The 14,477-nt window shown below is 60.8% G+C and carries 14 protein-coding genes and 1 riboswitch; all 14 genes read left to right on the forward strand.

What is annotated here, in order from left to right; translation table 11 throughout:
- Nucleotides 1-2 precede the first annotated feature (2 nt).
- The 14 genes from purD (at nt 3) to DXX99_RS02040 (ending at nt 14,252) form a co-directional block, all read left to right on the forward strand.
- On the forward strand, nt 3-1,283 hold the full coding sequence (purD, locus tag DXX99_RS01980; protein ID WP_115791825.1) for a phosphoribosylamine--glycine ligase: 1,281 nt from the start codon (nt 3-5) through the stop codon (nt 1,281-1,283).
- 2 nt (nt 1,284-1,285) lie between these two features.
- Nucleotides 1,286-2,563: a histidinol dehydrogenase gene (hisD, locus tag DXX99_RS01985; RefSeq protein ID WP_115791826.1), complete on the forward strand. Its 1,278-nt coding sequence runs from the start codon at nt 1,286-1,288 to the stop codon at nt 2,561-2,563.
- 3 nt (nt 2,564-2,566) lie between these two features.
- Nucleotides 2,567-3,151, forward strand: a complete 585-nt coding sequence (gene hisB, locus DXX99_RS01990) for an imidazoleglycerol-phosphate dehydratase HisB (protein WP_115791827.1) — start codon at nt 2,567-2,569, stop codon at nt 3,149-3,151.
- Nucleotides 3,148-3,768 (forward strand): imidazole glycerol phosphate synthase subunit HisH, encoded by a 621-nt coding sequence (hisH, locus tag DXX99_RS01995; RefSeq protein WP_115791828.1) that lies wholly within the window; start codon nt 3,148-3,150, stop codon nt 3,766-3,768. Before hisB ends, hisH begins: the two co-directional genes overlap by 4 nt.
- Nucleotides 3,759-4,505, forward strand: a complete 747-nt coding sequence (gene hisA / locus DXX99_RS02000) for a 1-(5-phosphoribosyl)-5-[(5-phosphoribosylamino)methylideneamino]imidazole-4-carboxamide isomerase (RefSeq protein ID WP_115791829.1) — start codon at nt 3,759-3,761, stop codon at nt 4,503-4,505. Before hisH ends, hisA begins: the two co-directional genes overlap by 10 nt.
- The gene (hisF, locus tag DXX99_RS02005) at nt 4,495-5,253 is read left to right on the forward strand and encodes an imidazole glycerol phosphate synthase subunit HisF (RefSeq protein WP_115791830.1); all 759 of its coding nucleotides are present in this window, start codon (nt 4,495-4,497) and stop codon (nt 5,251-5,253) included. Before hisA ends, hisF begins: the two co-directional genes overlap by 11 nt.
- 13 nt (nt 5,254-5,266) lie before the next feature.
- Nucleotides 5,267-5,995 carry a bifunctional phosphoribosyl-AMP cyclohydrolase/phosphoribosyl-ATP diphosphatase HisIE gene (hisIE, locus tag DXX99_RS02010; protein ID WP_115791831.1) on the forward strand — a complete coding sequence of 243 codons (729 nt, stop codon included), beginning with the start codon at nt 5,267-5,269 and terminating at the stop codon, nt 5,993-5,995.
- Between the two features lie 11 nt (nt 5,996-6,006).
- Entirely contained in the window at nt 6,007-6,177 is a 171-nt protein-coding gene (locus tag DXX99_RS11415; protein ID WP_165847653.1) for a hypothetical protein, read from the forward strand.
- 12 nt (nt 6,178-6,189) lie between these two features.
- Nucleotides 6,190-6,453 (forward strand): hypothetical protein, encoded by a 264-nt coding sequence (locus DXX99_RS02015; protein WP_134642928.1) that lies wholly within the window; start codon nt 6,190-6,192, stop codon nt 6,451-6,453.
- Nucleotides 6,434-7,600 (forward strand): glycosyltransferase family 4 protein, encoded by a 1,167-nt coding sequence (locus tag DXX99_RS02020; RefSeq protein WP_115791833.1) that lies wholly within the window; start codon nt 6,434-6,436, stop codon nt 7,598-7,600. The genes DXX99_RS02015 and DXX99_RS02020 overlap by 20 nt, the downstream gene beginning before the upstream one ends.
- Before the next feature lie 19 nt (nt 7,601-7,619).
- Nucleotides 7,620-9,839, forward strand: coding sequence for a hypothetical protein (locus tag DXX99_RS02025; RefSeq protein ID WP_115791834.1), 2,220 nt, complete (start codon nt 7,620-7,622; stop codon nt 9,837-9,839).
- A 154-nt stretch (nt 9,840-9,993) separates the two neighbouring features.
- Nucleotides 9,994-11,295 (forward strand): B12-binding domain-containing radical SAM protein, encoded by a 1,302-nt coding sequence (locus DXX99_RS02030; RefSeq protein ID WP_115791835.1) that lies wholly within the window; start codon nt 9,994-9,996, stop codon nt 11,293-11,295.
- Between the two features lie 16 nt (nt 11,296-11,311).
- Nucleotides 11,312-12,229 carry a sugar phosphate isomerase/epimerase family protein gene (locus DXX99_RS02035; RefSeq protein WP_115791836.1) on the forward strand — a complete coding sequence of 306 codons (918 nt, stop codon included), beginning with the start codon at nt 11,312-11,314 and terminating at the stop codon, nt 12,227-12,229.
- A gap of 151 nt (nt 12,230-12,380) precedes the next feature.
- Nucleotides 12,381-14,252 (forward strand): methyl-accepting chemotaxis protein, encoded by a 1,872-nt coding sequence (locus DXX99_RS02040; RefSeq protein ID WP_115791837.1) that lies wholly within the window; start codon nt 12,381-12,383, stop codon nt 14,250-14,252.
- Nucleotides 14,253-14,321: 69 nt separating this feature from the next.
- Nucleotides 14,322-14,443: riboswitch (molybdenum cofactor riboswitch) on the forward strand.
- The last annotated feature ends 34 nt before the right edge of the window (nt 14,444-14,477 follow it).

Below are 14,477 nucleotides of genomic sequence, written 5' to 3' on the forward strand. Positions count from 1 at the left end.
GTTTGCGGGTTTTAGTGGTGGGCGGGGGGGGAAGGGAGCACGCCTTGGTATGGAAGCTGGCTCAGAGCCCCCGGGTGGAGAGGCTTTACTGCGCTCCTGGAAACGCCGGGATCGAGAGGCTGGCCACCTGCGTGCCCATAAAGGCCACCGACCTGGAGGGCCTGCTCGCCTTTGCCCGGCAGGAGAAGATTGACCTCACCGTGGTGGGACCCGAAGCTCCGCTGGCAGCAGGGATAGTGGACCTCTGGGAGCAGGCGGGGCTCAGGATTTTCGGGCCTTCTAAGCAGGCGGCGACTTTGGAGGCCAGCAAAGTTTTCGCCAAGACGCTTATGCAGCGCTACGGTATACCTACCGCTCGGGCGGCAATTTTCGCTTCCCCGGAGGAGGCTAAGGCCTGTGTGCGCTCCTGGGGAGCTCCCTGCGTGGTGAAGGCGGACGGCCTGGCGGCAGGGAAAGGGGTGGTGGTGGCCGCCACGGTGGAGGAAGCGGAGAAGGCCATAGAGGACATGATGGTGCGCCGGGTCTTTGGGGCGGCGGGAAAGAGGGTGCTAATCGAGGAGAAGCTGGAAGGTGAAGAGGCGAGCGTCATCGCCCTTACCGACGGGAAGGCGGTGCTGCCACTTTTACCGGCACAGGATCACAAGCCGGTGTACGACGGCGACAAGGGGCCCAACACCGGCGGGATGGGGGCTTACGCCCCGGCCCCCATGGTGAACCAAGCTATGCTGGAGCGCGTTCAGAAAGAAATCCTGGAACCCGCCGTTCGAGGCCTGGCCGCCGAGGGAGTGGTCTACCGGGGGGCGCTTTATGCCGGACTCATGCTGACCGGGGAAGGCCCCAAGGTACTTGAGTTCAACGTGCGCTTCGGCGACCCGGAAACTCAACCCCTCCTTTATCTGCTGGAAAGCGACCTCCTGGAGGCGCTGGAGGCGGCGCTAGACGGCCGGCTGGAGGAAGTGAAGCTTTCCTGGCATCCTGGAGCGGCGGTGTGCGTGGTGCTGGCGGCGGCAGGTTACCCGGGCCCGGCACGCACGGGGGATGAGATAAAGGGGCTGGAGGAGTTGGAAGATAAGGAAGGGATAATGGTCTTCCACGCCGGCACCAGACGCGAGGGAGGCCGGTTTTTAACCGCCGGAGGCAGGGTCCTGGGAGTTACGGCCCGGGGCAAGGATGTCCGGGAGGCCCGGGAGCGGGCCTATGAGGCGGTAAAGCACATCTCCTTCCCGGGAATGCACTACCGGCGGGACATCGGGCTTAAGGCCCTTAAATATCTGGAGGGGTAAAAGTGCTCAGAATCATAACCTACGATGATCCCCGCTTACCTCAAGTGCTGGATCGCCGCTTCACCTTTCCTTCCGAGGCTGCCGATCAGGTGGCCAGCATCCTGCAGGAAGTGAGGGAGAAGGGGGACGAAGCGGTCCTATCCTTCACCGCCCGCTTCGATCGGGTTAGCCTGCACCCTGGGGAGCTGGAAGTTACGGCGGCGGAGATCGACCGAGCTTACGAAGAGGTCTCCCCGGAGTATCTCGCAGCCGTCAAGTGCGCGGTCACCCGTATCTTCAACTTCCATGCCAAGCACGTGCCCAAGAGCTGGCACGAGGTGAAGCCCGACGGCTCGGTCTGGGGGGAGTTGGTGCGGCCGCTGGAGCGGGTGGGGATCTATGTCCCCGGCGGCAGGGCACGCTATCCCTCCTCGGTGCTGATGAACGCCGTGCCGGCCCGGGTGGCGGGGGTAAAGGAGATCGTGATGACTACTCCCCCCGGCCCGCAAGGGAAGATCGATCCGCACGTCCTGGTGGCCGCACGCGAGGCCGGGGTAACTCGCATCTTCCGGGTAGGCGGGGCACAGGCGGTGGCGGCCCTGGCCTACGGGACGGAGCGCATCCCCCGAGTGGACAAGATAGTGGGACCGGGCAACATCTACGTTACTTTGGCCAAGCGGATGGTCTTCGGCCAGGTGGGGATCGACCTTCTGGCCGGTCCCAGCGAGGTGGCCGTGGTGGCCGACGAGACCGCTCCTGCGGCCTGGGTGGCGGCCGACCTCCTGGCCCAGGCGGAACACGACCCCCAGGCCCGCGTTCTCCTGGTAACCACCTCCAGCGAGCTGGCCGAGGAGGTGAACCGGAGGCTTGAGGAGGAGTGGCGCTCTTTAGGCTCCCCCAGCGGGGCGCGGGAGGCCCTTTCGGCCAGCTGGGCGGTGCTGGTGCCCGATCTGTCGTCGGCTCTAGACTGCGTCAACCGCTTCGCTCCCGAGCACTTGGAACTCCTGGTGGCCGACCCGGCTCCTCTGGTGGAGCAGGTGAAGCACGCCGGAGCCGTCTTCCTCGGGCCCTACTCACCAGTCCCCATGGGGGATTACATCGCTGGCCCCAACCACGTCCTGCCTACGGGAGGAACGGCTCGCTTCGCTTCGCCTCTCGGGGTGAGTGACTTTCTCAAGCGCACCAGCGTGCTCCAGCTTTCTTCGGCGGCTTTCCGGGAGCTGGCACCGCACGCAGCGACTCTGGCTGAGGTGGAGGGACTGGTAGCCCACGCGCGGGCGATCAAAGTACGGGGGGTGTAGATCTTGCGTCGGGCCGAGGCATCCCGCAAGACTAAGGAGACCGAGGTGCGGGTGGAGCTTTGCCTAGACGGGCGGGGGCGAGCAGAGGTGGACACCGGCATAGGCTTTTTCAACCACATGCTGGAAGCCTTCACCCGTTTTAGCGGCTTTGATCTGAAGGTGAGGGCCAAAGGAGACCTGGAGGTGGACGCCCACCATACGGTGGAGGACGTGGGCATAGTCCTCGGCAAGGCTTTGGAGGAGGCTTTAGGGAGCAGGGAGGGGATCGCCCGCTTCGGACATACCCTCCTCCCCATGGACGAGGCGCTGGTGCTGGCGGCGGTGGACGTGAGCGGCAGGGGGGGCTTTTACTGGCAAGGATCTTTCCCGGCGGCGCAGGTAGGGGGCTTAGATGTGGAGGTTATCCCGGAGTTCTTTCGCTCCCTTGCCCTCAACGCGCGGATCACGCTTCACCTGCGCATCTTAGCGGCGGAAAACACCCACCACGCGGCCGAAGCCCTTTTCAAAGCCTGCGGCCTGGCGCTGGGCCAGGCGGTGGGCCTCCAGCCGCATGGCGGTGAAATTCCTTCTACTAAAGGGGTGCTTTGATCCTGATTGCAGTGGTCGATTATGGCAGGGGAAACCTGCGCAGCGTGGCCAAGGCCCTGGAGACTTCGGGCTTTAAAGTGGAGGTCACGGCCGAGCCAAGGAAACTGAAGGGGGCTCGGGGGATCGTTCTGCCGGGGGTGGGGGCTTTCGCCGCGGCGGTGGTTTACCTTAAGGCGCAGAACTGCTGGGAGGCTCTGCGGGAAGCCCTGGCTGAGGGCAAGCCCCTGCTGGGAATCTGCCTGGGACTGCACCTTTTGCTCTCCTCCAGCGAAGAAGGAGAAGGGGAAGAGGGACTGGGCTACTTTCCCGGTAGGGTGCGCCGGCTGCCGGCCGGGCTTAAGGTGCCGCACATGGGATGGAATAAAGTAGAGCTTAAGCGCCCTTCTCCTTTATTTGAGGGCATCCCGGACGGCTCCTGGTTCTATTTCGCCCATTCCTTCTACGTTGCCCCGGAGGACGAAAGCTCGGTGGTAGCGGTCACAGATTACTCTTTTCCCTTTGCGGTGGCGCTGGAGAAGGGAAGGGTCTTCGGGGTGCAGTTTCACCCGGAAAAATCGGGGGAGTGGGGGCTCAAGCTTTTAGAAAACTTCGGAAGGATGGCGGAGTCATGCTGGTGATACCGGCTATAGACCTCAAAGGGGGCCGCTGCGTCCGGCTGGTGGAGGGAAAGGCCGCGCTTGAGGTGGTCTACTCTTCCGACCCGGTGGAGGTGGCCCTCAGCTTCCAGGCGGCGGGGGCCAAGTGGCTGCACGTAGTGGATCTTGATGGCGCCTTCCGGGGGGAACCTGCCAACCTGGATGCGATGGCCGCGATTATCCGCGCGGTGAGCATACCCGTGCAGGTGGGGGGAGGAATAAGGAGCCGGGAAACTGCAGAGAAGATTTTTGCCTTGGGGGCGGCCCGCATCATCCTAGGCACGGCCGCGGTCAGGGAGAAGGGGCTTCTGCAGGAGCTTCTAAACTCTTTCGGGAAGGACCGGATAGCAGTCAGCGTGGACGCCCGCGAGGGGAGGGTGGCCGTTAAGGGATGGGAAGAAGTCACTATGGTAGACGCCCTGACCTTCGGCCGGGAGTTAAGGCTTTTGGGGGTGACGCGGGTGATCTTCACCGATATTAAGCGGGACGGCACCCTCAAGGGGCCCAATGTGGCGGCGGTGGCCGAGTTCGCCCGCTTCAACCCCGGGCTCAGGGTCATAGCCTCCGGCGGGGTGAGCAGGCTGGAGGACCTCATGGACCTTAAGAAGCTGGCCCCCCTGGGGGTGGAGGGGGTCATCGTAGGAAAGGCCCTTTACGACGGCAGGATCGACCTCAAAGAGGCTTTGCGTTTAATGGAGGAAGAGGGGAATGCTGGCTAAGCGCATCATACCTTGCCTGGATGTGGACAAGGGGCGGGTGGTTAAAGGGGTAAGATTCGTCTCTTTAAGGGATGCCGGGGATCCGGTGGAGCTGGCTGCGCTTTACGATCGGGAAGGGGCGGATGAGCTCGTTTTCTTGGACATAACCGCCTCGGCAGAAGGCCGGGAAATAATGCGCGACGTGGTAAAACGGGTGGCGGAAAAGATCTTTATCCCCTTCACGGTGGGAGGAGGAATAAAGACGCTGGAGGACGTAAGGAATATCTTGGCCGCCGGGGCCGATAAGGTGGCGATCAACACCGCCGCCGTTAGAAATCCGGAGCTCATCTCCCAGGCGGCGGAGCAGTTCGGCCGCCAGTGCGTGGTGGTGGCCATAGACGCGCGTCGGGTTGGCCCGGGGCGCTGGGAGGTTTACATCCACGGAGGCCGTACCCCAACCGGGCTTGACGCCGTAGCTTGGGCCCGCCGGGTGGTGGAGCTGGGAGCAGGTGAAATTCTGCTTACCAGCATGGACCGGGACGGGACCAAAGAGGGTTACGACCTGGAGCTCACCCGGGCGGTGGCGGAGGCGGTTCCCGTTCCCGTTATTGCTTCCGGAGGGGCGGGGAAATTGGAGCACTTCGCGGAAGCTTTGACGGAGGGCAGAGCGGACGCTGTCCTGGCGGCTTCCCTTTTCCACTTCGGGGTGTACTCTATAAGGCAGGTAAAGGAATACCTGGCCGCGCGCGGGGTCACCGTGCGGCTTTGAGGGGGCGCGGAAAGTGGCTTTCAATTTGGACCGGTTCAAGTTCGACGCGCAGGGCCTCATACCGGCCATCATCCAGGACAGCAGGACCAACGAGGTCCTGATGCTGGCTTACATGAACAAGGAGGCTCTGGCTAAGACTCTGACTTCCGGGCAGACCTGGTTCTACAGCCGCAGCCGCCAACGTCTCTGGCACAAGGGGGAGACCTCCGGCAACATCCAAGAAGTGGACGAGGTTTACTTCGACTGCGACGCGGATGCCCTGCTCATAAAGGTGCGGCAACACGGCGCGGCCTGCCACGAAGGCTACAAGAGCTGCTTCCACTACCGCATCGAGCCCGACGGCCGGGTAGCCCTGGTGGGGCAGCCGGCTTTCGACCCGGCCGACGTCTACGGCGATCGGCGTCCGCCAGCTCAACTCCCTCCCAAGAAGGAGCCGGAAGAACGGCCGGTCTGCATATGTAGCAGCAGCATCCTGGAAGAGGTTTTCGATGTGGTACTGGACCGGAAGCGCAACCGCCCGCCTGGGGCCTACACCACCTACCTCTTCGACAAGGGACTGGACACCATTCTGCGGAAGGTGAGCGAGGAGGCTATGGAGGTCATCTTGGCGGCCAAGAACCACCGTCACGAGGAAGTGGTGAAAGAGGCGGCCGACCTCGTTTACCATCTGCTGGTGCTGTTGGCGGCCGAGGGAGTAGGGTTGCACGAGGTTTTCGAGGAGCTGCGCCAGCGGCGCAAGTAAGAGGTGGGGGAATGAAGGCTTGGCTGGTGGGGACGCTTACCTGTGAGGACCTCTTGGCCGCTTATCAGATCGCAAGAGGGCAGGGCTTAGCAGCCTTCGGTAGCGGGGATAAAGAGGTGCTGTTGCGCCTGCTGGATCGAGGTGCCGAGGAGGTCACCATCTACCTCTGCACTCCCACCTGAGCTCTGCCCCACGTGGCCGTGGCCACGGGCAAGGTGGTAAAGATATGGGTGGAAGTGCCCGAGGCTCCCAGCCTAGATGAGGTAAAGCGAGAATTCGCCCGCTTTTTTGGCCACCGGTGGGAGGATGTGGTGGTGGGTAGGGAGCGAGAAAAGCTCTTCCCCTTCTGGCAGGCTTATATAGGGGTGACCGATCTTCGGTCCTACCCGCAGAAGACAGTGGCGCAACTGCGCCAGGAAGCAGGAGAAATTCCGGTTTATGAGATCTTGCTCGGTTAAGAAGGACGAAAGATTTCGTATACTGCACGTCATAAGGCCGGCGGCTGGCGGCATGAAGCGCCATCTCATAGAGCTCTTACGCCATACCGACTACTCTTTCTTTGCCCCCGCCGTGGCCGGGCCGCCGGGGGAGCTACTGGACGAAGTAGCCTCCTTAGGAGTTCCCACTTATCCCCTGGCTTTGAGGGGGGAGCTGGCTCCGTGGGAGGATGTGAAGGCTGTTTTTTCCCTCCTTTCCTTGCTGCGTCGGGAAAACTTTTCCCTCCTTCACTTACACGGCTTCAAGGCGGGGCTTATAGGAGGGCTGGTGGGCTGGCTTTTGCGGCCGCCCCCTTCAATCGTTTTGACAATACACAACTCCCTTTTCTTCGGCGAGGGTTCGGGGAAGCAGAGGTTCTTGGCCCGCATAGAGGCCTTTCTGAGCCGCCGGACCTTTAAAGTCATCGCCGTCTCGCAGGCCCTGCGGGCGGAGCTCGTGACCAAGTTCCACCTGCCTTCCGAAAAGGTGGTGGTGATACCCAACGGCATCGACCTTACTCCCTTCACCCTGGGGGTTCTCTTCCCCACCATCCTCCGGGAGCTTCCCTTGCCTGCCGGGGTTCCCCTTTTGGGAACGGTGGCCCGGCTGGTTCCTCAGAAGGGGCTCCCCTGCCTCCTGGAAGCCTTGGCCCTCTTGCCGGCCGAGCTCCGGCCGGGGTGGCTCATCGTGGGAGACGGGCCGTTGCGCCAGGAGTTGGAGGATAAAGCGCGCGCCCTCGGCCTTTCTCACCTGGTCGTTTTTGCCGGCTACCGGCCCCCAGAGGAGATCCCTTCTATCCTGAAGGTCATCGATATTTTCGTCCTCCCTTCTCTCTCCGAGGGTCTCCCGCTGGCGCTGCTGGAGGCCATGGCGGCGGGGAAGCCGGTGGTGGCCACGGCGGTGGGGGGGATACCGGAAGTGGTGCAGGAAGGCCGGACGGGGTATCTCGTCCCGCCGGGAGACGCCCAGGCCTTGGCCCGGGCCCTGCTCTCCTTGCTGGAGTCGCCGGATAGGGCGCGAGAGATGGGAGAGGCGGGGAGGAAGCGGGTGGAGGAGCGCTTTTCTTCCCAGCGCATGGCCCAGGAGGTAATGGCAATCTATCGAGAGGCTTTGGCCGCTCGGGGATAGGGGAAGGAGTGCAGCGGTTTTGCGGGGAAGCGCGTGGAAGCGTTTTTCTTTTGTCTTGGCAGCGGCGGTTTTACTGTCTTTTTGTGCTCCGGCAGGGGTGCGGGCGCAGGAAGAAGGCCCTCATCTGGTCCTGGTGGTTATAGACCGCCTTAGCTGGCGCGACTTTAGCGATCCGGCCTACCCTAACTTGAGCTCCTTGGCCCGTCGGGGCAGCGTCGGCCTCCTGCAGACCGGCACGGGGGGAGGTTACGATCCCGGTAGCGCCTATCTCACCGTCGGTTCCGGCTCGCGGGCGACAGGGGGAGGGGCGGCAGGAGAGGCCTACGAGCCGGAGGAGTTGCTGAAGTCTGGAGAAAGGGCCAAAGATGCTTTCCGCCAGTTCACTTCCTGGGAGTTGCCACCGGGAAGCGTGGGTATGATAACCATCGCCCGGCTCCAGCAAAGCAACGCTTCCCTCCCCTATCCGGTGGTTCCAGGCGAGTTGGGGGAGGAGTTGGGGAAGGCGGGGGTGAAGGTGGCCTGCCTGGGCAACGCCGACCTTCCCGGCGAGCCGGGGCGCTACCTGGCAGCCATAGCCATGAACCGCCAGGGGATAGTTCCTCTCGGAGTTGTGGGTAAGGAGATTCTCAAAAAGGACCCTGCTTTTCCTGGCGGCTGGCGCACCAATTACCAAGCTTTATGGGAGAACTACCGGGCTTTAAAGAAAAAGGCCAGCTTCCTGGTTATCGAGCTGGGGGATACCTCCCGGCTGGACGACCTGCGCGACTACATAGAGCCTTCCACCTTTGCCCGGGAGTGGCGGTTGACGCTTAAAAGAGCAGATGACTTCTTGGGCCGGCTGCTTGGCGACCTCGACCCTAGCCGCGACTGCCTGCTGGTGGTCTCGCCTACCCCCTCCCGTTTGGCCCGCCAGCAAGGAGATCTCTTCACTCCTCTGGCGGTGGTGGGGAAGGGGGCAAAGGCGGGAGAGGTTTTGCTTTCTCCTTCCACCCGCCGTCCGGGCCTGGTCCTCAATACCGATATCGCGCCTTCGGTGCTTGGGTTCTTCGGCCTTCCCACTCCGGAGACCATGTCGGGAAGGCCCATGCAGACAGTCTCGGTGGGGAGCGACCCCTCCGGTTATCTGGCGGGGATGCTCAAGCAGATACTCTTTGTTCACAACAACCGTGCCCCGCTCATCAAGACCTACCTGGGCTACGCCATAGGGGTGCTCATGGTGGCCCTGATCTTTATCCTGATCAGAGAAAAAGAAGCGGCGCAGAAGTTGCGGCTGCCGCAGCTTCTGGTGAGCCTCATGGTCTTTCCCGCCGCTTGTCTTATCATGCCCGTCTTTCACCTTCTTTCCCTGCTCCCTTACACCATGGTTCTTCTCCTCCTCATGGTGGCCCTGACCGCCTTCACCCTGTGGCTAGAGAAGAGGCGTCCCCTGCTGGGTTTTGCCGCGCTGGCCACCTTCACCGTGGCCGTAATCCTCCTCGATGCTCTAACCGGTTGTTTCCTGCTCTCCCGCTCCATCCTCAGCTACGACCCCTCCGGCGGGGCCCGTTTTTACGGCATAGGGAACGAGTACATGGGGGTCTTGATTAGTGCCTCCATTTTCGGAGCGGCCTGCTGGCTAAGCCTCAAACCCCGCCGCTCGACCCTGTTGGGAGTAGCGCTGGGCTTTGTGCTGGTGACGGTCATTCTGGGAGCTCCCAGGTGGGGGGCCAAATTCGGAGGAGTCTTAACCTCGGCGGCCGTTTTCCCCGTGACCTTCCTTCTCTTTAGAGGAGTACGCCTTAACTGGCGGACGTTTCTTCTTCTCACCTTGGCTTTCTGCTCCCTTCCTGTGGGGTTTGCCCTTTTCGACTTCTTCCGCAGCGCCTCTTCCCAGACCCATGTGGGGCACAACCTCACTCTGGTCCTAAGCGAGCCGGTGCAAGCCTGGAACATCATCACCCGCAAGGTAGCCATGAATCTCAAGCTCTTCCGCTACACCATCTGGTCGCGCGTGCTTCTGGCCGGTTTGGGCGGACTTATCATCCTCTTCTACCGCCCGGTGGGAATAATGCGCTCGTTTACAAAACACTACCCCTTCCTTTACTGGGGGCTCATCGGAGTGGTGCTGACGGCTCTGGCGGCTTTTCTCTTCAACGACGCCGGCACGGTGGCGGCGGCCACGGCCGTCACCTTCGGCATTCCGCCTCTCTTCTACCTCCTGCTCAAAGAGCTGCCCGACAGCGAGCCGACCTTCCCTTAAGGGAGAGAAAATTTTGGCAGAAGGCCGCTGGTAGTGATATAATTTTTGAAAATTACTATCGTTGCTTTTGTTGCAGAGTAAGCCGCACTTAGTCGCCTCTCCCGCCGCATAATTAAGCTGCCTCCCTACCATCCTAAACCAAGGGGGGAAAAGAATGCGCCTTCTGCTCGTCTCGCCCTTGAGCGGGCCGCCGGAGGAGAGGAGGAGGGGAAAAGGGCTTCTTCCCCCTCTGAGCCTCCTCACCGTGGCCGGGCTCACACCACCCGAGGTGGAGATTAAGCTGGTGGATGAGGCGGTAGAGGAGTTGGAGGTCAGCGCCGAGTGGGATCTGGTAGGGATAACGGCCACCACCGCCCAGGCGCCGCGCGCTTACGAGATAGCCCAGGCCTTTCGCGCTTTGGGAGTGCCGGTGGTGCTGGGTGGGATCCACCCCACGGCTTTGCCGGAAGAAGCGGCCCAGTATGCCGACGCGGTGGTCATAGGGGAGGCGGAGGGCCTTTGGCCCCAGGTCATAGCCGATGCCAAGGCGGGAAGGCTCAAACGCTTTTACCGCCACCCTGAAGGTAGGTTCCCCGAGCTAAAAGGCGTAAGACCGCGGCGGGACCTTTTAAAAAAGGACGCTTATGTGCTTACCAGTACGGTCCAGGTGACGCGGGGCTGCCCCTACGGCTGTGCCTTCTGTTCCGTGACCCGCTTTTTTGGCCGCACCTACCGCACCCGCCCCATCCAAGAAGTGCTGGAGGAAGTAGCTAGCCTAAAAGAAAAAGTGATCATCTTTGTGGACGACAACATCATGGGCCTTCCCTCGTATGCACGCCGGTTGTTCGAAGCCCTGAAAGGGTTGGGAAAACACTGGCTGAGCCAGGCTTCCCTTCCCCAGCTTCAGGACGAGAGCCTCTTGAAGCTGGCCGCCGAGAGCGGCTGTAAGGGGTTGTTCGTGGGCTTTGAAAGTCTTTCCCCGGAGGAACTAAAGAAGGTGAGAAAATTTCACAACGATACCCGCCGCTACGTCGAGACCATCAAGCGCCTGCACAAATACGGTATCGGCGTCATCGGTTCTTTCATCGTGGGGCTGGATAGCGACGACAAAAGCGTTTTCGAGCGCATAAAAGAGTTCGCCTTCCGGGCCAAGCTCGACCTCTTGCAGGCCAGTATCCTTACTCCCCTTCCTGGCACGCTGCTTTACGAAGAGATGGAGCGGGAGGGGAGGATCGTCGACCGGGACTGGTCCAAGTACAACGGCAACCACGTGGTCTTTCGTCCCCGTCTCTTGACCGTGGAGGAGTTGCAGCGCGGTTTCCGGCAACTCCTTAAAGAAACTTACTCCTGGGGGGGCATTTTGCGGCGGCTTTTGGGCATCCACTGGCGCTGGCCCATCTTTGGGACGCTCAACCTCATCTTCCGCCAGGGAGTGAAAAGCTACCTCCGTCGCGTGAGGGGGCTGGCAGCAAGTTAAACTGGAGGGATGAACCTTGCTTCAGGTTTCCACCTGCGCTATTACCAGCAAGACGGACAAACCGGAAGAGATTCTGTCCTGGCTGGATAAGGTGGGTGCTGAGGCGGTGGAGCTCGAGTACCGGATAAGGGAGGAGACCTTTTCCAAGCTTAAGCGCGAGCTTCTGCGGGCCGGGATAAAGGTCTTAAGCCTGCACAACTTCTGCCCTCTTCCCGAAGCGGCACCAGAGCCCAGCGGGGATGCTTTTCTTTTCACTTCCGACGATCCGGATGAGCGGCTTTTGGCCGTGCGGACCACCATAAATACGCTGGAGCAGGCGGCCGACCTGGAAGCCCGCGCCGTGGTGCTGCACTTGGGCTACGTTCCCTTGCGGGAAGAGGTAGAGGCTTTTACCGCCAAGTGGCGCGAGAAGAAAGACGGACCCGAGGTGGAAGAAGCGCGGGAAAAACTCAAGGCGCGGCGCTGGCAAGAGGCTTCGGTTTATCTTGACCGGGTGTTCTGGTGCCTCGATCGCATCTTGCAGGCGGCCATGCGCCTGGAAGTGCAGGTGGGTATCGAAAACCGCTACTACTACCATGAAATACCGCTGCCGGAAGAGGTGGAGGTCATCTTAAATAAGTTTGCTGGGGCTCCCATAGGGTATTGGCACGATGTGGGGCATGCGCATCACTTGGAGGTGCTGGGCCTGGCCCGGCAGGAAGAGATCCTTAAGCGCTATCAAAATGTGATCATAGGGGTGCACCTGCACGATGCCGTAGGGGAGCAGGATCACCTTCCTCCCGGAAGCGGGGAGATAGATCTGGTTCGGGTGTTAAGCTTTATTCCGGCCCAGGCTTTGAAGGTGGTGGAGGTGGCCAAGGGGAACGACATCACCCGCTTCCGCGAGGGCCTGGATTATCTGCGCCGGCTTTTAGCTAGTCGTACTGTTGGTTAATCGAATGTTTTCTTTCTGACAATTTTATGTCTGCTGCATTACAATAGTATCTACTTGAATTAGCTCACCACCCCTAAAGCTTGTTGGCACAAGGAGCGATTATTTAAGACGAGTACAAGTTACCTCATCTAGCTGAGCGGGGTGGTGTTTTTTGTTTAGCAGTATAAAGAGTCGTTTGCTGGTTGCGCTTTCTCTTATTCTTGCCGCCTGTTTTGCTTTCGTTTTGCTTTTAGGCTACTGGCAGGTCAAAAACATTATTTTTGACGAAGAACAAAGGCGCTTCCGCTCGGCCCAGGCGCTGGTAGAGAATTACCTGGCGGAGACCGGCCGGGGACTTTGCTTGGGGATAGAGAGCGTGGTCAACAATCCTGCGGTGCAGGAGGCCTTTGCGGCCCGGGATCGGGAAAAGCTCTTGGCGCTCACGAAACCCATCTGGCAGCAGGTAAAAAACGAGGGAATAGAGCAGTTCCAGTTTCACCTGCCGCCGGCCACCGCCTTTTTGCGCCTGCACATGCCGGAGAAGTACGGGGACGACCTTTCCTCTTTCCGGGCCACGGTGGTAGAGGCAAACAAGAGCAAGAAGATGGTCTTCGGACTGGAAGAGGGGAGGGCCGGATTTGGCTTCCGCGCCGTGGCCCCGGTCTTTTACCAAGGCCAGCACGTGGGTAGCGCCGAGTTCGGCCTGGGCTTTACCCAAGACCTGCTCAATAAATGGAAAGAGCAGATCGGGGGCGAGTTTTTCGTTTACCGAGCCGGTAAACGGGGTGTGGCCTGGAACGAGCAGAAAGACCTGCTGGTAGCTACCAAGGAGGAAGACAACTACCCGGTGGACCAGGCGATGATCAACGCTTGCCTGGAGCAGGGGCAGAGCCAGATTGCCTATATAAACGGCGGGCGATTGGCGGTGCAGCTCATACCCTTGCGGGACTACAAGGGAGCGACCGTGGGTTACCTTAAGATAGTTAGTGATCGGCAAAAAGTGCTAGGGGATCTGCGCCAGACCTGGATGAGGATGCTGGGGCTTACCCTTCTTACCATACTCATCCTGGGCGGCGTGCTCTACTTCATTATCCACCGGTTCCTGACGCCCGTTTCTTATCTCTTGGAAGACATGGCCCGGGTGGGGCAAGGAGATCTCACCGTGTCCCCTGGATATAAATCCCGCGACGAGATGGGGCGGTTGGCGGAAAGCTTCCGGCAAATGCTAGGCAATATTCGTTCGCTTTTAACGCGGGTGGCGGCTGCCGCTCAATCTCTGACCAGCGCGGGCGGCAAGTTAGCGGAGAGCGTTAATCAAGTGACCGCTGGCATCCAGCAGGTAGCCGGCGTGGCCGACAATCTGGCTCAGGTGGCCTACCGTTTAAACGAAGATACCTCAGAGTTGGAGGCGGCGTCGAACCGGGCCATTAGGGATGCCGAGGTAGGCGAACGGGCGGTGAATAGCTTGCGCGAGCAGATGGAGAAAATACGCCTCTTGATCGACCAGCTTTCCAGCGCCATCCATAGTTTGGGAAACCGCTCTCAGGAGATCGGCCGCTTCGTGGATATGATCGCCGAGATTGCTCAGCAAACCAATCTTCTAGCCTTAAACGCTTCTATTGAAGCGGCGCGCGCAGGGGAGCAGGGCCGGGGTTTCGCCGTGGTGGCCGGGGAAGTGCGCAAGTTGGCCGAGGAGTCGGCGCAGGCCGCCATGGAGATTGGGACCTTTATCGCCGAGATTCAGGAAGAGACCCGGCGGGCGGTTAAGGATATGGAGAGTAGCGTTTCGGGTATTCAGGAGGGCCTGCGTCTGGCAGAGGAGCAAGCTAACCAGTTCCGGAGCATTCTGGCCCACATCAAGCGCCTGGCTGCTCAGGTGGAGGGAGTGGCTAAGGCCACCGGTGAAGTCAACGCTGCCAGCCAGGAGGTAGCAGCCGCTTCCGAGGAGCAGTCGGCCGCTATGGAGCATATTTCTCAGATAGCACAGGAGTTAGCTTCCACCGCTGAGGCGCTGCAAGAGGAGATGAAGCGTTTCCGCTTGTGATGAATCATAGCGATTGCAAAAAAGTTCAGGCGGGCAGGGAAACGACTTAAGCTTGGCGAACCAATATGGCTGAGAGGTTCCCTCCGAGCCCGATCACCTAAGGCTTTAAGGGCTACGGGATCAGGGCCGACAGGGTGCACCTGGAAACGGGTGCGCCTCCCGGTGCGGAAAGGAGGGGTGAGGGTAGTTTTTGGCCGACCGGGAGGCACCGGTCGGTTTAATTTT

Origin of the sequence: Ammonifex thiophilus (genome assembly GCF_003368535.1) — a bacterium.
In the GTDB taxonomy this organism is placed as follows: Bacteria; Bacillota; Desulfotomaculia; order Desulfotomaculales; family Ammonificaceae; genus Ammonifex; species Ammonifex thiophilus.

Excerpts from the sequence above, each read along its gene's own strand:
- DXX99_RS02030 (WP_115791835.1), top strand. The coding sequence starts at position 9,994 with ATGCGCCTTCTGCTCGTCTCGCCCTTGAGCGGGCCGCCGGAGGAGAGG.
- hisA (WP_115791829.1), top strand. The coding sequence starts at position 3,759 with ATGCTGGTGATACCGGCTATAGACCTCAAAGGGGGCCGCTGCGTCCGG.
- DXX99_RS11415 (WP_165847653.1), top strand. The coding sequence starts at position 6,007 with ATGAAGGCTTGGCTGGTGGGGACGCTTACCTGTGAGGACCTCTTGGCC.
- hisF (WP_115791830.1), top strand. The coding sequence starts at position 4,495 with ATGCTGGCTAAGCGCATCATACCTTGCCTGGATGTGGACAAGGGGCGG.
- DXX99_RS02020 (WP_115791833.1), top strand. The coding sequence starts at position 6,434 with ATGAGATCTTGCTCGGTTAAGAAGGACGAAAGATTTCGTATACTGCAC.